At 63.5% G+C, this 17,475-nt stretch carries 15 protein-coding genes; all 15 read right to left on the minus strand.

Annotated elements, in window-relative coordinates:
• Nucleotides 1–11: 11 nt before the first annotated feature.
• The 15 genes from EXN22_RS19565 to leuC all read right to left on the minus strand — a co-directional run bounded on the left by EXN22_RS19565 (nucleotide 12) and on the right by leuC (nucleotide 17,445).
• Nucleotides 12–1,223, minus strand: a complete 1,212-nt coding sequence (locus EXN22_RS19565; RefSeq protein WP_130265619.1) for an O-succinylhomoserine sulfhydrylase — start codon at nucleotides 1,221–1,223, stop codon at nucleotides 12–14.
• 15 nt (nucleotides 1,224–1,238) lie between these two features.
• Nucleotides 1,239–2,744, minus strand: coding sequence for an amidophosphoribosyltransferase (gene purF, locus EXN22_RS19570; RefSeq protein WP_115085991.1), 1,506 nt, complete (start codon nucleotides 2,742–2,744; stop codon nucleotides 1,239–1,241).
• Nucleotides 2,745–2,785: 41 nt separating this feature from the next.
• Entirely contained in the window at nucleotides 2,786–3,340 is a 555-nt protein-coding gene (locus EXN22_RS19575; protein ID WP_130265620.1) for a CvpA family protein, read from the minus strand.
• A gap of 99 nt (nucleotides 3,341–3,439) precedes the next feature.
• Nucleotides 3,440–4,090, minus strand: coding sequence for an SPOR domain-containing protein (locus tag EXN22_RS19580; protein ID WP_130265621.1), 651 nt, complete (start codon nucleotides 4,088–4,090; stop codon nucleotides 3,440–3,442).
• Nucleotides 4,074–5,381, minus strand: coding sequence for a bifunctional tetrahydrofolate synthase/dihydrofolate synthase (gene folC / locus EXN22_RS19585; protein WP_130265622.1), 1,308 nt, complete (start codon nucleotides 5,379–5,381; stop codon nucleotides 4,074–4,076). Before folC ends, EXN22_RS19580 begins: the two co-directional genes overlap by 17 nt.
• On the minus strand, nucleotides 5,378–6,298 hold the full coding sequence (accD, locus tag EXN22_RS19590) for an acetyl-CoA carboxylase, carboxyltransferase subunit beta (RefSeq protein ID WP_130265623.1): 921 nt from the start codon (nucleotides 6,296–6,298) through the stop codon (nucleotides 5,378–5,380). The genes folC and accD overlap by 4 nt, the downstream gene beginning before the upstream one ends.
• Before the next feature lie 278 nt (nucleotides 6,299–6,576).
• Nucleotides 6,577–7,197, minus strand: a complete 621-nt coding sequence (locus EXN22_RS19595) for a phosphoribosylanthranilate isomerase (protein ID WP_130265624.1) — start codon at nucleotides 7,195–7,197, stop codon at nucleotides 6,577–6,579.
• 61 nt (nucleotides 7,198–7,258) lie between these two features.
• Nucleotides 7,259–8,083, minus strand: a complete 825-nt coding sequence (gene truA, locus EXN22_RS19600) for a tRNA pseudouridine(38-40) synthase TruA (protein WP_130266870.1) — start codon at nucleotides 8,081–8,083, stop codon at nucleotides 7,259–7,261.
• A 120-nt stretch (nucleotides 8,084–8,203) separates the two neighbouring features.
• Nucleotides 8,204–10,915: a FimV/HubP family polar landmark protein gene (locus tag EXN22_RS19605; protein ID WP_130265625.1), complete on the minus strand. Its 2,712-nt coding sequence runs from the start codon at nucleotides 10,913–10,915 to the stop codon at nucleotides 8,204–8,206.
• A 70-nt stretch (nucleotides 10,916–10,985) separates the two neighbouring features.
• Nucleotides 10,986–11,996, minus strand: coding sequence for an aspartate-semialdehyde dehydrogenase (locus EXN22_RS19610; protein ID WP_130265626.1), 1,011 nt, complete (start codon nucleotides 11,994–11,996; stop codon nucleotides 10,986–10,988).
• A 210-nt stretch (nucleotides 11,997–12,206) separates the two neighbouring features.
• Nucleotides 12,207–13,319 carry an aspartate-semialdehyde dehydrogenase gene (asd, locus tag EXN22_RS19615; RefSeq protein ID WP_010223256.1) on the minus strand — a complete coding sequence of 371 codons (1,113 nt, stop codon included), beginning with the start codon at nucleotides 13,317–13,319 and terminating at the stop codon, nucleotides 12,207–12,209.
• A gap of 68 nt (nucleotides 13,320–13,387) precedes the next feature.
• Nucleotides 13,388–14,470 carry a 3-isopropylmalate dehydrogenase gene (gene leuB, locus EXN22_RS19620; protein WP_130265627.1) on the minus strand — a complete coding sequence of 361 codons (1,083 nt, stop codon included), beginning with the start codon at nucleotides 14,468–14,470 and terminating at the stop codon, nucleotides 13,388–13,390.
• Nucleotides 14,471–14,523: 53 nt separating this feature from the next.
• A complete protein-coding gene (locus EXN22_RS19625; protein WP_130265628.1) occupies nucleotides 14,524–15,288 on the minus strand; it encodes a class I SAM-dependent methyltransferase in 765 nt (254 codons plus the stop codon).
• An 82-nt stretch (nucleotides 15,289–15,370) separates the two neighbouring features.
• Entirely contained in the window at nucleotides 15,371–16,015 is a 645-nt protein-coding gene (gene leuD, locus EXN22_RS19630) for a 3-isopropylmalate dehydratase small subunit (protein WP_130265629.1), read from the minus strand.
• On the minus strand, nucleotides 16,012–17,445 hold the full coding sequence (gene leuC / locus EXN22_RS19635; RefSeq protein WP_130265630.1) for a 3-isopropylmalate dehydratase large subunit: 1,434 nt from the start codon (nucleotides 17,443–17,445) through the stop codon (nucleotides 16,012–16,014). The genes leuD and leuC overlap by 4 nt, the downstream gene beginning before the upstream one ends.
• Nucleotides 17,446–17,475 lie beyond the last annotated feature (30 nt).

Raw genomic sequence — 17,475 nt, forward strand, 5'->3', positions numbered from 1 at the left:
CGACCAGTCGATCACAGCGCCGCCAGCCCGCGGGCCAGGTCGGCCTTGAGGTCAACGACGTCTTCCAGGCCCACGGCAACCCGGATCAGGCTGTCGCGAATACCGGCCGCCTCACGCTCCTGCGGCGACAGACGGCCATGGGAGGTTGTTGCCGGGTGGGTGATGGTGGTCTTGCTGTCCCCCAGGTTGGCGGTGATCGAAATCAACCGGGTGGCATCGATGAAGCGCCAGGCGCCCTCTTTGCCACCCTTGACCTCGAAGCTCACCACCGCACCGAAGCCGCTCATCTGCTGCTTGGCCAGCGCATGCTGCGGATGGCTCTCAAGACCTGCGTAATGCACCTTGTCGATGCCGTCCTGCTGCTCCAGCCACGCGGCCAGGGCCTGGGCGTTGGCGCAATGGGCACGCATGCGCAGGTTGAGGGTCTCCAGGCCCTTGAGGAAGATCCAGGCATTGAACGGGCTCAGCGACGGCCCGGCGGTGCGCAGAAAGCCCACCACTTCCTTCATCTGCTCGCTGCGCCCGGCCACCACACCGCCCATGCAACGGCCTTGGCCGTCGATGAACTTGGTCGCCGAGTGCACGACGATGTCGGCGCCCAGCTTCAGTGGTTGCTGCAAGGCCGGGGTGCTGAAGCAGTTGTCGACCACCAGTTGCGCACCCTTGGCATGGGCGATCTCGGCCAGTGCGGCAATATCGACCAGTTCGGCCAACGGGTTGGACGGCGATTCGACGAACAGCAGCTTGGTGTTGGCCTTGATCGCCTGGTCCCAGCAGGCCAGATCGGTCAGCGGCACGTAGTCGACCTGCACGCCGAAGCGCTTGAAGTACTTCTCGAACAGACTGATGGTCGAACCGAACACGCTCTGCGAAACCAGTACATGGTCGCCCGCGCTGCACAGGGCCATGACGGTCGAGAGGATCGCCGACATCCCGGTGGAGGTGGCAACCGCCTGTTCGGCGCCTTCAAGGGCGGCGATGCGCTCTTCGAAAGCACGCACGGTCGGGTTGGTGTAGCGTGAATAGACGTTGCCTGGAACATCACCGGCGAACCGCGCGGCGGCATCGGCCGCCGTACGGAACACGTAGCTGGAGGTGAAGAACAGCGGATCGCTGTGCTCACCTTCCGGCGTGCGATGCTGGCCGGCGCGTACCGCCAGCGTATCGAAAGCGACCCCTTCGAGGTCGCTGTCCAGGCGCCCGGCATCCCATTCCTGTGTCATGCCGCTGCTCCTAACTCAGTTGTTGTAGAGGTCGATGATCGCGCTGACCGCCTGGTTCTTGACCTTGGAGGCGTCGTTGCGCGCCTGCTCGATCTTGTCCAGGTAGGCTTCGTCGATGTCGCCGGTGACGTACTTGCCGTCGAACACCGCACAATCGAAATGCTCGATCTTGATCTTGCCACCGCCGACCGCTTCGATCAGGTCCGGCAAGTCCTGGTAGACCAGCCAGTCGGCGCCGATCAGTTCGGCGACATCCTGGGTGCTGCGGTTGTGTGCGATCAGCTCGTGGGCGCTTGGCATGTCGATGCCGTAGACGTTAGGGAAGCGTACCGCCGGGGCGGCCGAGCAGAAGTAGACGTTTTTCGCGCCGGCTTCGCGGGCCATCTGGATGATCTGCTTGCAGGTGGTGCCGCGCACGATCGAGTCGTCCACCAGCATCACGTTCTTGCCGCGGAATTCCAGTTCAATGGCGTTGAGTTTCTGGCGTACCGATTTCTTGCGCGCGGCCTGGCCGGGCATGATGAAGGTACGGCCGATGTAGCGGTTCTTGACGAAGCCTTCGCGGAACTTGACGCCCAGGTGGTTGGCCAGTTCCAGCGCCGCGGTGCGGCTGGTGTCAGGAATCGGGATGACCACGTCGATGTCATGGTCAGGGCGCTCGCGCAGGATCTTCTCGGCGAGTTTCTCACCCATGCGCAGGCGCGCCTTGTAGACCGAGACGCCGTCGATGATCGAGTCAGGACGGGCCAGGTAGACGTGCTCGAAGATGCACGGCGACAGTTGCGGGTTGGTCGCGCACTGACGGGTGTGCAGCTTGCCCTCTTCAGTGATGTACACCGCTTCGCCCGGGGCCAGGTCACGGATCAGGGTAAAGCCCAGCACGTCCAGGGACACGCTTTCGGAAGCGATCATGTACTCGACGCCTTCGTCGGTGTGACGCTGGCCGAACACGATCGGACGGATGCCGTTGGGGTCGCGGAAACCGACGATGCCGTAGCCGGTGATCATCGCCACCACGGCGTAACCGCCAACGCAACGGTTGTGTACGTCGGTGACGGCAGCGAACACGTCTTCTTCGGTCGGTTGCAGCTTGCCACGCACCGCCAGCTCATGGGCGAAGACGTTGAGCAGCACTTCCGAGTCGGAGTTGGTGTTGACGTGGCGCAGGTCGGACTCGTAGATTTCCTTGGCCAACTGTTCGACGTTGGTCAGGTTGCCGTTGTGCGCCAGGGTGATGCCGTAGGGCGAGTTGACGTAGAACGGCTGGGCCTCGGCCGAGGTCGAGCTGCCCGCAGTCGGGTAACGCACGTGGCCGATACCCATGTGACCGACCAGGCGCTGCATATGGCGCTGCTGGAACACGTCACGGACCAGGCCGTTGTCCTTGCGCAGGAATAACCGGCCATCATGGCTGGTCACAATACCGGCAGCGTCCTGGCCGCGATGCTGGAGGACGGTTAGCGCGTCATACAGCGCCTGATTGACGTTCGACTTACCGACGATACCGACGATGCCACACATGCGACGCAACCCCTACTTAATGAAACTGGACTGAACAGCGCTCAAGGCGTTTTGGGCCCCAGCAGCTGTTCCTGGAACGGGAGATCAGCCGGTGCGCTGATCCCGCTGGCTAGCCACTGACTGGTGAACCCCAGAATGAGGTTTTTCGACCAGTCAGCCACCAATAGAAATTGTGGCAGGAGGCGAGACTCCTGCCACCACTGATCCTGTTGTACCGGCCCCAGGCTCAACAGCCCGACCGCCACGACCACCAGCAAGGCCCCGCGGGCGGCGCCGAAGGCCATGCCCAGGAAGCGATCGGTCCCGGATAGCCCGGTGACGCGAATCAGCTCGCCGATGAGAAAATTGATCATGGCCCCCACCAGCAGGGTGGCGACGAAAAGAATGGCGCAACCGCCGATGACCCGGGCCGAAGGCGTCTGGATATAAGGCTCCAGGTACTGCGACAGCGAGCCACCGAACATCCAGGCCACGGCACCGGCGATGATCCAGGTAAGCAGCGACAAGGCCTCTTTGACAAAGCCGCGCTTGAGACTGATCAGCGAAGAAATGGCGATAATCGCGAGAATCGCCCAGTCGACCCAGGTAAATGCCACAGTGTTGCCTGCAAACGGATAAGGCGGCGCATTTTACCAGAGCAACGGGCTGTCGGTAAGCAGTGATTTAGCGCCCGGTGCGGGCCGGGCGGCAAGGATTCAACTGCGCTCGGGCTGGAAGCGTACGACAAAGCCCTTTAGCTTCTGCTGACGGTTGATCACATCACGCAGGCGCTCGGCCTCGGCGCGCTCGATCAACGGCCCGACATACACCCGGTTCATGCCTTCGGCCGAACGGATATAGGCGTTGTAACCCTGGCTGCGCAGGGTTTTCTGCAGGTTGTCGGCACTGGCACGGTTGGCCAGGCTGGCCATCTGGATCGACCAGCTGACCGGCAGGCCGTTGGTGTCGATCTTGCTCGCTGCTGGCTTGACTGCCGGTTTGGTTTCCACCTTGGCTGGCGTTGGCGCGGCCGGTTTTGCCGCGACAACCGGTGCTGCCGGGGCCGGGGCCGGCACGGGTGTGGCACTTGGCGCTGGAGCAATCGGCGTGCTCGGTGCCTGCACCGGTGCAGCGGGTTGCTCGACGATCACCGGCTCCTCAGGCAAGACCTGCGGCTCCGGCACCTGCACCGGCTCCACCTGCACGTGCGGCAGGGTCGGTGCAGCCGGGGCCTCTGGGGCTTCGACACGCACCTGGCGCATTTCGTCCTCGCGAGAGAACAGCATCGGCAGGAAAATCACCGCCAGCGCCACCAGCACCAGCGCTCCGACCATCCGTTGCTTGACCACTTTATCCAGCAATGCCATTTGCCCCGTCCTCCGTGGCCTGCCGGTCGAGCCACTGCAAGGCTTCGCCGACACAGAAAAATGATCCGAACAGCAGGATTTCGTCATCCGCCGTTGCCTGTGCGCACTGCCCTTCCAGGGCCTGTGCAACACTGGTGTAAGACTGCACGACAGCACCAAGGTTCGTCAGCGCCGCGTGCAACTCGCTTGCCGGCCGGCTGCGAGCAGTATCCAGCGGCGCCACGGCCCAGGCCTCGACCTGCTTGCGCAGCGGCCTGATCACGCCCTCAAGGTCCTTGTCAGCCAGCAAGCCGAACACCGCCAGGCGCCTGCCCGACACCGGCCGGGCAGCCAGGCGCTGAGCCAGGTACTCGGCGGCGTGCGGGTTGTGCCCGACATCCATGAGGATAGTCAAAGGCTTGCCTTGCCAGGTGAACGCCCGACGATCAAGGCGGCCAACCATGCGCGTGCTGCGCAGGGCCTCGGCAATCTGCGCGGCATCCCACGGCAGGTCGAGCAGCAGGTAGGCCTGCAGCGCCAGGGCGGCGTTTTCCATTGGCAGGTCGAGCAGCGGCAGGTCGTGCAGCTCGACCACCTGCCCGCGACTGTCAACGCCCCGCCACTGCCAGTACCGGTCGCTGCTGGCGAGGTCGAAGTCACGTCCACGCAAAGAGAACGGGCAGCCCAGCTCGCGGGCCTTGTCGAGTAGCGGCTGAGGTGGGTTGAGGTCACCACACAGGGCCGGCTTGCCCTGACGGAAGATCCCGGCCTTCTCGAAGGCCACCAACTCGCGGGTATCGCCCAGATAATCGATATGATCGACGCCGATGCTGGTGACCAGCGCCAGGTCGGCATCAACGATATTGACCGTGTCCAGGCGCCCGCCCAGGCCGACCTCGAGCACTACGGCGTCGAGCGCCGCCTGCTTGAACAGCCAGAGCGCCGCCAGGGTGCCGGCTTCGAAATAGGTCAGGGAGATTTCGCCGCGAGCCGCCTCGACGGCAGCAAAGGCTTCACACAGTTGCTCATCAGCGGCTTCAGTGCCGTTGATCTGCACCCGCTCGTTGTAACGCAGCAGGTGCGGCGAGCTGTAGACGCCGACCTTGAGGCCCTGGGCGCGCAGTAAAGCGGCGACGAAGGCGCAGGTCGAACCCTTGCCATTGGTGCCGGTCACGGTGATTACCCGTGGCGCCGGCTGGCCCAGCCCGAGCCGCGCAGCGACCTGTTGCGAACGCGCAAGGCCCATGTCGATGGCCGACGGATGCAACTGCTCGAGGTAGGCGAGCCAGTCGCCAAGGGTACGTTGGGTCATACGGTGGCAGGCGCCGGCGGCACGACGATTGGCTCAAGGACCGGTGCGACGAATGTTGGCGTCGGCAGGCCCATCATCTGTGCCAGCAGGTTGCCCAGGCGCTGACGCAGTTCCTGACGCGGGATGATCATGTCGATGGCGCCGTGCTCCAGCAGGAACTCGCTGCGCTGGAAGCCTTCTGGCAGCTTCTCGCGTACGGTCTGCTCGATCACCCGTGGGCCGGCAAAGCCGATCAGCGCCTTGGGCTCACCGACAATGACGTCGCCGAGCATTGCCAGGCTTGCGGAAACGCCGCCGTAGACCGGATCGGTCAGCACCGAGATGAACGGAATGCCTTCTTCACGCAGGCGCGCCAGCACCGCCGAGGTCTTGGCCATCTGCATCAGCGAGATCAGCGCTTCCTGCATGCGCGCACCACCGGAGGCCGAGAAACAGACCATCGGGCAGCGGTTTTCCAGGGCATAGTTGGCGGCACGCACAAAACGCTCGCCGACGATGGCACCCATGGAACCACCCATGAAGGAGAATTCGAAGGCGCTGACCACGATCGGCATGCCCAGCAGGGTACCGCTCATGGAAATCAGTGCATCTTTCTCACCGGTCTGCTTCTGGGCCCCGGTCAGGCGGTCCTTGTACTTCTTGCCATCGCGAAACTTCAGGCGATCGACCGGCTCAAGGTCGGCACCCAGCTCGGCGCGGCCTTCGGCGTCCAGGAAGATATCGATGCGGGCGCGGGCGCCGATACGCATGTGATGGTTGCACTTAGGGCAGACATCCAGGGTCTTTTCCAGCTCCGGGCGATACAGCACAGCCTCGCAGGACGGGCACTTGTGCCACAGGCCTTCAGGGACCGAACTCTTCTTCACCTCGGAACGCATGATCGAAGGGATCAGTTTGTCTACTAACCAGTTGCTCATGCTTTCTTTCTCCAGTAGCGGCGACCGGCAGGCTATGGCTGCCAGTTCGCGCGTATGCCCTTGAGCTCAATTCGTGTATGACGCGATGAGGGCCCGGCTCCGGCGCCCGCCTGCAGCGAGCCACCCCGATACGCACCCTCGTCAACCTGTTAGGGCGACGCCTGTAGCGTCGCCCGGTAATTTCGACCGGCCCATGGGCACGATCCGGCAGCACCGGGCTGCGAAAGCTATGGACGATGGCGCGCGGCCAGCCGTCACATCCGCAGCACTCAACGACTTCACGCCTGCTTGACCGCGTTAATGAATGCCTCGATCCGCGCCGGGTCCTTGATGCCCTTGGCCTGTTCCACGCCCCCGCTGACATCCACCGCGTACGGCCGCACCTGCCCGATAGCCTGGGCCACGTTGTCAGGCGACAGGCCGCCGGCGAGGATAATCGGCTTGCTCAGGCGCTTGGGTACCAGCGACCAGTCGAACGCTTCGCCGGTACCGCCTGGCACACCGGCCACGTAGGTATCGAGGAGGATACCGCTGGCACCGCTGTACAACTTGCAGCTGGCTTCCAGATCGTCGCCCGGGCGCACGCGCAAGGCCTTGATCCAGGGGCGGTTGAAACCTGCGCAATCGGCCGGGGTCTCGTCGCCATGGAACTGCAGCAGGTCCAGCGGCACCGCCTCGAGGATTTCCGTCAGCTCGCAGCGGCTGGCGTCGACGAACAGACCCACGGTAGTGACAAACGGCGGCAGCGCGGCAATGATCGCCCGCGCCTGCTGCACATCGACCGCCCGCGGGCTTTTGGCATAGAACACCAGGCCGATGGCGTCAGCGCCCGCCTCGGCTGCGGCCAGCGCATCCTCGATACGGGTAATGCCGCAGATTTTGCTGCGAACGGCGCTCATGAGCTGTGAACCTCAGCAGAAAGCGGAAAGTCCCGGATGTTATCAAATGGCTTGCGGGCCGTCAGCCCGTCAATCCCTCGTAGCCGGTGATGAAGTGTGGGCCGATGTAACGCTGGGGCAGTTCGAACTCGTCGTGGTACTCGACCTGCACCAGGTACAGCCCGTACGGATGCGCCGTCACACCGCCGGCGCGCCGATCGCGGCTCTCCAGCACTTCCCGCGCCCACTCCGGTGGTCGCTCGCCAGCGCCGATGGTCATCAGTACACCGGCAATGTTGCGCACCATATGGTGGAGGAAGGCACTGCCACGGATGTCGAGCACGATCATCCGGCCATGGCGGCTGACCCGCAGGTGATGAATGTTCTTGACCGGCGACTTGGCCTGGCACTGGCCGGCGCGAAAAGCACTGAAGTCATGGATGCCGACCAGGTACTCGGCGGCCAGGGCCATGCGCTCGACGTCCAGTGGGCGGTGGTTCCAGGTTACCTCTTCGCCCAGGTGCGCCGGGCGAATCTGGTCGTTGTAGATCACATAGCGATAACGCCGGGCAATGGCCTTGAAGCGCGCATGAAAGTGCGCGGGCATTTGCTTGGCCCAGGACACGCTGATGTCATGGGGCAAGTTGATATTGGCGCCCATGGTCCAGCCCTTCATGCTGCGCACCGCCTGGGTATCGAAATGCACCACCTGGCCGCAAGCGTGCACGCCAGCATCGGTGCGTCCGGCACACTGCACGATGACCGGCGAATCGGCAACCCGCGACAAGGCTTCTTCCAGGGTTTGCTGCACGCTCGCCACGCCGCTGGCCTGACGCTGCCAGCCGCGATAGCGCGAGCCTTTGTACTCAACGCCCAAGGCGATGCGAAAGAAGCCTTCGGCCGCCACTTCGTCAGCGGCGTTATCTATGATTTCCAAGGGGATACAGCCTATCGGTTTAGCAGATGGCGGGAATTATAACGACAACGGCAGCCACATGGGCTGCCGTTGTCGCTACAAGGGCTGAACTCAAACCAGACGCGAGAGCAGCTCGTCGGCTTCCTGGCGCTGGGCATCGCTGCCGTCCTTGCGCACTTCGTCGAGGATGTCGCGAGCCCCGTCATGATCGCCCATGTCGATATAGGCTCGGGCCAGGTCCAGCTTGGTGGCCACTTCATCGGCGCCGGAAAGGAAGTCGAAGTCATCGCCCAGGTCGTCACCCAAGGCGGCGTCCGCTTCGGTGAAGCTTGGTTCGAGCGAGGGCTGTTCGAGGCTTTGCGACAACTTGTCGAGTTCGGCGTTGACGTCATCGAGCTCCGAGGCGAAGTGCTTGTCCGCCTCCGACTCGTCCAGCGACAACGAAAGGTCGAAGTCTTCCGGCAGGTCCAGCTCACTTAGCGGATCGAACTCGGGCATGGTCTCGTCGAACGCAGCCAATTCGGCGGCAATGTCGACGCTGTCGCTGCCCGGCTGCGGCGCAGGCTCGTCGCCGGCAACGTCGAGGTCGAAATCAGCGAGATCGTCCAGGGCCGGCTCAGGCTGGGCAAGATGCTCTTCGAGCAAGGCGTCGAAGTCCGGCTGAGCGGTACTGGCTTCGCTGGCGATTTCTGCAGCCTGCGGCGCTTCGACGGCCTGCGCAGGCTCATCGAGCAATGGCGGCTCGTCCAGTTCCAGGCCTTGCAGGTCGTCATCCAGGCTCAGGTCAAAAGCGCTGTCCAGGTCGTCTTCAGGCAAAGCCTCAAGGTCATCCAGCGACGCTTCAACAGCAGTTTCAGGCTCAGCGAGCGCCTCAGCCTCGACGACCGGCTCGACTTCAGCGACCGGCTCGGCAGGCGCCTCGTCCTGCAGCAGCTCCTGTACGTACTGGGCATCCAGCTCGGCCGCCAGCGCCGCAGCGCTGACACCGGCCGCAGCCACCGCAAGCATGGCCGGGAAGCGGCTTTTCAGGTTCTCGACATCGGCATGGTTCTGGCCGGTGGCGATCAACTGGCGCTCATGACCGACAAAGCCGTCACGATCGCCTTGGCGGGCATAGACTTCCATCAGCTTCAGGCGCAGGTCGCTGCGCTCGGGGGCTGCGGCAACAGCAGGCTCGAGCAGGTCGGCAGCGTGATTCAGGCGACCACGGGCGATACTCAGCTCCACTTCGTCGAGCAGCGCATCACCCGTCGGCGCTGGCGCGCTGGCGGCCGGGGCGACCAGGGGCGCGGCAATCGGCCCTTGCACCGGCTTGCTTGGCTCAGGCTGGGCAACCACCACCGGCTCTTCAGCAGGCAGCGCGGCCGCAGTGGCCGCCGCCGCCGAGGCCGCGACCACCGCTGGCGCCAGGGTCACATTGGGCGCGGCCACTTCCAGGCCTTCAAAGCTGCTTGGCGGCAGGTCCAGGTCTGGCGCGCGATCACTCTCTTCGGCCAGGGCACGGGCCATGCGCAGGTGTTTTTCCGCTTCCTGATCGGCTTTGCGCTTGCGCGCCAGCAACAGCAGCACAAGCAACAGCACCAGCAAGGCGGAGCCGGCGATCAGCGCCAGTAGCAACGGGTTGCCGAGCAGATCGTCGAGCATCTTGTTCGAGTCGGCCGGCGCCTGCTCGGCAGTCGCCGGTTCAACCGGAGCGGTATCAACCGCAGCCGGGGCTGGCGTGGCCACAGGCTGCTCAGGCGCCGGGGCCGGCTGCAGCTCGGCAGTGATCGCTGGCGCCGGCGCTGCGGGCGTTTCAGGTGCAGCAGCCTCGGCCATACCCTGGGCTTCGAGCTTGGCCAACTGGTCGTTCTTCAGCGCAATCAGCCGCTGCAGCTTGTCCAGCTGGCTCTGCAGGTCGACCATGCGGCTTTTCAGTTCTTCATTGTCACGACGGCTGGTGTCCAGGCTTTCCTGGGCCACCGCCAGCTTGTCGTTGAGCCCTTTGCTGCCCGCTGCGGCCTTGCTGCCGGGGGCGACCAGCTTGAGGTTGTCCTGATTGGCAATTCGCGCTGGCGCAGCCTCGGTGCCGCTGCGCCGGGTGGCGTCGAGCTGGCGGGCGCGTGGCCCCAGGCGCCGGCCTTCGCGCCAGGCAGCGTACTGCTCGGCAACCTCGGTGATGGCCTGGCCTTGGGGAATACTGGCGATCTGCTGCTGATCAGGCAGGCGCAGCACCTGACCGGTCTTGAGCAGGTTGATGTTGCCATTGATGAAGGCATCCGGGTTCAGCGCCTGGATGGCCAGCATGGTCTGCTGCACCGAACCGCCTTGACGGGCTTTCGAGGCGATTTCCCACAGGGTGTCGCGACGCACGGTGGTGTAGTTGGCCGCGGTCACTGCAGGCGCAACGCCCGCCGGCGCAGGCTGCCCGGCCGGGGTGTTGAACTTGGCCGGATCGATCAGCATGCTGTAGTCACGCAGCAGGCGACCGTTGGGCCACATGACCTGGACCAGGAACTTGACCATCGGCGCCGGCAGCGGCTGACTCGAGGTCACCCGCAACACGCTCTTGCCGTTGGGATTGATCACCGTGGTGAAGGTCAGGTCATTGAGAAATGCCTGGCGCTCGACACCGGCCTTGGCGAACTCTTCAGGCGGCGCCAGGCTCGGCGCCACTTCCGCCGCCGTCAGGTCACGGACATCGAGCAATTCGATCTCGGCATCCAGAGGTTGATTCTGCGCTGACTTCAACGTCAGCTCGCCCAACCCGAGGGCATGCGCCATACCGGACGACAGCGCCGACGCCGCGGCTATTGCTAAGACCAGTTTGCGAATTCGAAGCATGACCTCTTCCTTTGAATGAACCTTCCCCGGCAACCGAGAACAAGTGGGGCAAATTGTCGGCAAGTATCTTTTACACAAGGCCTTTTATCAACAATTGCGCCAGCTGAACTGCGTTCAGGGCCGCGCCTTTGCGCACATTATCAGTGGTCAGCCAGAGGTTGAGCTGTTCAGCCTCGTCGATTCCACCGCGTACCCGTCCAACATAGACCACGTCCTGGCCCACTGCGTCACCCACCGGCGTCGGATAATCACCCTCCTCCACCAGCTCGATGCTCTGAGCAGCTTCCAGCGCGGCGTTGACCGCCGCCAGGTCGACCGGCGTGCGGCTTTGCACGGACACACTGTAGCTATCGCCGAAAAACACCGGGACTTGAACGCAGGTCACGGAAATCTTCAGTGAAGGCAAGGCGAGCACTTCGCGCAACTCGCTGACCAGGCGACGCTCCAGGCCGCCATGGCCCTCGGCATCGCTGCCGCCAACCTGGGCCAGCAGGTTGAAAGCCATCTGCCGATCGAAAAAGCGTGGCTCCAGCGGACGGGCGTTGAGCAGTTCGGCAGTCTGCCGGGCCAGCTCGTTGACCGCCTCGCGGCCTTGGGCAGAAACCGCCAGGCACGCGGTGACGTTGATGCGCTCAAGTTCCAGCAGGCCCTTGAGCGGTGCCAGGGTGACTGCCAAAGCGATCGCAGCGCTGCTCGGGCTGCTCAGTTGCAGCGGCGCCTTGAGGCTGTCGAGCCGCGCCGGGTTGGCTTCGGGCACCACGGCTGGCGCCTGCTCGGCCGACAGGCCGCCAGACAGGTCAATTACCGCACAACCGGCTGCCTGGGCCTTCGGGGCGAAACTGCGGGTTACCGCAGGGCCTGCGGCAAAGAAGGCCAGCTTGACCTTGCTGAAGTCGAAGCTGTCGACTTCACGCACGCGCTGATTCTTGCCGCGAAACATCACGCTACTACCCGCCGATTCGTTACTGGCCAGCAGATGCAGGGTGCCGACCGGGAAATCGCACTCATCGAGGATCTGCACGAGGGTTTCACCGACGGTACCGGTGGCACCGATGACGGCGATATCAAGAAGCTGGGTCATGGAAAAATCCTCTGCTGGAACGGCGGGAGCGGCACTTTACTTGGATTTGCATTGGCAGGACACCGCAATCGCGGGGCAAGTCGGGACGCCGCACCGCCGCTCCCACAGTGGGAGCGGCGGTGCGGCGTCCCGACTTGCCCGCGATGACTGCACCCACAAAAAAGCCCGCGCAGTTTCCGGCACGGGCTTCTATTCAACTCTGCGTGGCGATCAACGCTCCAGCAGGATCCGCAGCATGCGCCGCAGCGGCTCGGCCGCGCCCCACAGCAACTGGTCACCGACGGTGAAGGCGCCCAGGTACTGGGAACCCATGTTCAGCTTGCGCAGGCGGCCCACCGGGATGTTCAGGGTACCGGTGACGTTGGTCGGGCTGAGCTCCTGCATGCTGATTTCGCGCTGATTCGGCACCAGTTTCACCCAAGGGTTGTGCTGGCTGATCATGCCTTCGATGTCGGCGATCGGCACGTCCTTGTTCAGCTTGATGGTCAGCGCCTGGCTGTGGCAACGCATGGCGCCGATGCGCACGCAGATGCCGTCGACCGGGATCGGGCTCTTGAAGCGGCCAAGGATCTTGTTGGTCTCGGCCTGGGCCTTCCACTCTTCGCGGCTCTGGCCGTTGGGCAACTCTTTGTCGATCCACGGGATCAGGCTACCGGCCAGCGGTACGCCGAAGTTCTCGGTCGGGTAGGCTTCACTGCGCATGGCCTCGGCAACCTTGCGGTCGATGTCGAGGATGGCGCTGGCCGGGTTGGCCAGGTCATCGGCCACGGCGGCGTGGGTCGCGCCCATCTGGCGGATCAGCTCGCGCATGTTCTGCGCACCGGCGCCCGAAGCGGCCTGATAGGTCATGGCGCTCATCCACTCGACCAGGCCAGCCTCGAACAGGCCGCCCAGGCCCATCAGCATCAGGCTGACGGTGCAGTTGCCGCCGATGTAGTTCTTGGTACCGGCGTCGAGCTGCTGATCGATGACCTTGCGGTTGACCGGGTCGAGGACGATGACCGCATCATCCTGCATGCGCAGGCTGGAGGCGGCGTCGATCCAGTAGCCCTGCCAGCCGGCTTCGCGCAGCTTGGGGAAGACTTCGTTGGTGTAGTCGCCGCCCTGACAGGTCAGGATCACATCGAGGGTCTTGAGCTCTTCAATGCTGTAAGCGTCCTTGAGCGGGGCAATATCCTTGCCCACCGCAGGACCCTGGCCACCGACGTTGGAGGTGGTGAAGAACACCGGCTCGATAAGATCAAAGTCCTGCTCTTCCAGCATCCGCTGCATGAGCACGGAACCGACCATGCCGCGCCAACCGATCAGACCTACACGTTTCATCGCAACTACACCTTTGCTAAAAAGTGGGCCGCTGCTTCACATGGAAAAACAGCAGCGGGCCCGAGAGATTACAGATTCCGCAGCGCTGCGACTACTGCGTCGCCCATTTCCTGCGTACCTACCTTGCTGCAACCGTTCGACCAGATGTCGCCGGTGCGCAGCCCCTGATCCAATACCAGGCTGACGGCCTGTTCAATGGCCTCGGCGGCCACCTGCTGGTTGAAGCTGTAACGCAGCATCATCGACACCGAAAGGATGGTCGCCAGCGGGTTGGCAATACCCTGGCCGGCGATGTCGGGTGCCGAGCCATGGCAAGGCTCGTACATGCCCTTGTTGTCGGCATCCAGCGACGCTGATGGCAGCATGCCAATGGAGCCGGTGAGCATGGAAGCTTCATCCGACAGGATGTCGCCGAACATGTTGTCGGTGACCATCACGTCGAACTGCTTGGGCGCACGCACCAGCTGCATGGCGGCGTTGTCGACGTACATGTGGCTGAGCTCGACGTCCGGGTAATCCTTGGCCACTTCCTCGACGATTTCACGCCACAGCTGGCTGGAAGCCAGGACGTTGGCCTTGTCCACCGAGCAGAGCTTCTTGCCGCGCACACGGGCCATGTCGAAACCGACCCGGGCGATACGGCGGATTTCGCTTTCGCTGTATGGCAGGGTGTCGTAGGACTGGCGCTCACCGCCCTCCAGCTCACGGGTGCCGCGCGGCGCGCCGAAGTAGATGCCGCCGGTCAGCTCACGCACGATCAGAATGTCCAGACCCGCGACGATTTCCGGCTTGAGCGAGGAGGCATCGGCCAGTTGCGGGTAGAGGATCGCCGGGCGCAGGTTGGCGAACAGGCCCAGTTGCGAACGGATTTTCAGCAAGCCGCGTTCCGGGCGAATATCGCGCTCGATCTTGTCCCACTTCGGTCCGCCGACAGCGCCGAGCAATACCGCGTCCGCCTTGCGGGCGCGCTCCAGGGTTTCGTCGGCCAGCGGCACGCCGTGCTTGTCGATGGCCGCGCCACCGATCACGTCGTGGGCAAGGCTGAAGCCGAGCTGGAACTTGTCGTTGGCCAGCTCCAGAACCTTGACCGCCTCGGCCATGATTTCCGGACCAATGCCATCACCTGGAAGAATCAGAATCTGCTTGTTCATGCGTTCCTCTATTCAATTCAAGCGGCACGCCCTGTTGGCCTGCCGGAAAAAACCTAGCGTTCGGCCCAGAGCACCACGACATCGGTGCTGAACGAGCCATCGGCTTCAATCTGGTAATACTGCCGTACTTCTTCGCCCATCGCCTGTTGCAATTGGCGAATGGCGCCACGCATCACGTCGGGGGTGCGCATGCGCTCGACCCAGGAGCTGTACTCCAGGCGCAAGCGCTGACGGCTGTGGCTACGGGTGAACAGGCCGGCTTCGCTGACCTGCTGCAACCATTCACTGGCCGAGTAATCGCGTACATGGCTGGTATCGCGCAACACTTCGACGCTTTGCAAGTAGGTGTCGAGCAGCGGGCTGCCCGGCGACATCACGTCGATGAACGCTGCCACGCCCCCAGGTTTGAGCACCCGGCGCACTTCCCGCAGGGCCAGGCCCAGGTCGCTCCAGTGGTGCGCCGAGTAGCGGCTGAAGACAAAGTCGAACGATCCATCGGCAAATGGCAGGCGCTCGGCGGCGCCACGCTCAGTGACAACGTTTTCCAGCCCGCGCTCGGTGGCAGCGGCGGCGACCACATCGAGCATCTGCTGCGACAGGTCGTAGGCCACCACTTCACGCACCAGCGGGGCAACATGAAAACTCACATGGCCAGCGCCACAGCCAAGGTCCAGCAAACGCGCGCGACCTTGGCCGGCAAGCTCTGCCTGCAACAGGGCAAACTCACTGCCCTGGGCATGCACGGCGCTGCTCAGGTAGGCATTGGCCTGCTCGCCGAACTGGCGCTGGACGACGTCCTTATGGGTGGTGCTGGTCATTGAGATCTCCTGGGGCCTTATAATCGCGGGGCAAGCCCGCTCCTACCTCCGTGGGAGCGGGCTTACCCCGCGAAAGCTTCACTCAAGCGTCACGAAACAACCACGGCTGGCTGGCCCGATGCTTGGCCTCGAACGCGGCAATTGCATCACCATCCTGCAAGGTCAGGCCGATGTCATCCAGGCCGTTGAGCAGGCAGTGCTTGCGAAACGCGTCGATCTCGAAGCTCAACACCTTGCCGTCCGGACGGGTCACAGTCTGCGCCTGCAGGTCCACGTTCAGCTGATAGCCAGGCTCGGCTTCGACCTGCTTGAACAGCTCATCGACTTCCTGCTCGCTGAGGATGATCGGCAGCAAGCCGTTCTTGAAGCTGTTGTTGAAGAAGATGTCGGCGTAGCTCGGCGCGATGATGCTGCGAAAGCCATATTCTTCCAAGGCCCAGGGCGCATGTTCACGGCTTGAGCCGCAACCGAAGTTCTCGCGGGCGAGCAACACGCTGGCACCTTGATAACGCGCATGGTTCAGCACGAAATCCGCGTTCTGCGGGCGCTTGCTGTTGTCCTGGTATGGCTGGCCGACATCCAGGTAGCGCCACTCGTCGAACAGGTTGGGACCAAAGCCGGTGCGCTTGATCGACTTCAAGAACTGCTTGGGAATGATCTGGTCGGTGTCGACGTTGGCACGGTCCAGTGGCGCGACGAGGCCGGTGTGCTGGGTAAAGGCTTTCATGCTGCGCTCCCTTGGATCAACTCGCGTACATCGACAAAACGGCCGGTAACAGCAGCAGCGGCGGCCATCGCCGGGCTGACCAGGTGGGTACGGCCACCGGCGCCCTGGCGCCCTTCAAAGTTGCGGTTGGAGGTGGAGGCGCAATGCTCGCCACTCTCCAGGCGGTCGGGATTCATCGCCAGGCACATCGAGCAACCCGGTTCCCGCCACTCAAAACCCGCCTCGAGGAAAATCTTGTCCAGGCCTTCCTGTTCGGCCTGGGCCTTGACCAGGCCCGAGCCCGGCACCACGATCGCCTGCTTGATGGTCGCGGCCACCTTGCGGCCCTTGGCGATTTCCGCGGCGGCGCGCAGGTCTTCGATGCGCGAGTTGGTGCAGGAGCCGATGAACACCCGGTCGAGCTGGATGTCGGTAATCGCCTGGTTGGCGCTCAGGCCCATGTACTTCAAGGCGCGCTCGATGGAGCCACGCTTGACCAGATCGGCTTCGGCAGCCGGGTCTGGCACGCATTGGTCAACGGCCAGGACCATCTCGGGCGAAGTGCCCCAGCTGACCTGCGGCTTGATCTGCGCAGCGTCCAGCTCGATTACCGTATCGAACACTGCATCGGCGTCGGATACCAGGTCTTTCCAGGCTTGGACCGCTTGCGCCCAATGCTCGCCTTTGGGCGCGTAAGGGCGACCCTTGACGTAGGCGACAGTCTTTTCATCGGTGGCTACCAGGCCAACCCGGGCACCGGCCTCAATGGACATGTTGCAGATGGTCATGCGGCCTTCGACCGACAACGCGCGGATGGCGCTGCCGGCGAACTCCATCGCATGGCCGTTGCCGCCGGCAGTGCCGATCTTGCCAATCACGGCGAGGACGATGTCCTTGGCGGTGACGCCGAACGGCAATTGGCCTTCGACGCGCACCAGCATGTTTTTCATCTTCTTGGCCACCAGGCACTGGGTCGCGAGCACGTGCTCGACCTCGGAGGTGCCGATGCCATGGGCCAGGGCGCCGAACGCGCCGTGGGTCGAGGTGTGCGAGTCGCCACAGACCACGGTCATGCCGGGCAAGGTTGCGCCCTGCTCCGGACCGATGACGTGGACAATGCCCTGACGCACGTCATTCATCTTGAATTCGACGATGCCATACTCGTCACAGTTTTCATCGAGGGTCTGAACCTGCAAACGCGAGACCTGGTCGACAATGGCGTCGATACCGCCCTTGCGCTCCGGGGTGGTCGGCACGTTGTGATCAGGCGTGGCAATGTTGGCATCGATGCGCCAGGGTTTTCGATTGGCCAGGCGCAGGCCTTCGAAGGCTTGCGGCGACGTCACTTCGTGAATGATGTGACGGTCGATGTAGATCAGCGCCGAACCATCGTCGCGCTGCTTGACCAAATGCGAATCCCAGAGCTTGTCGTAAAGCGTTTTGCCGGCCATCAGACTGTTCCTCATCAGCGTCTTTCTATG

The organism is Pseudomonas tructae, from assembly GCF_004214895.1.
GTDB lineage: Bacteria > Pseudomonadota > Gammaproteobacteria > Pseudomonadales > Pseudomonadaceae > Aquipseudomonas > Aquipseudomonas tructae.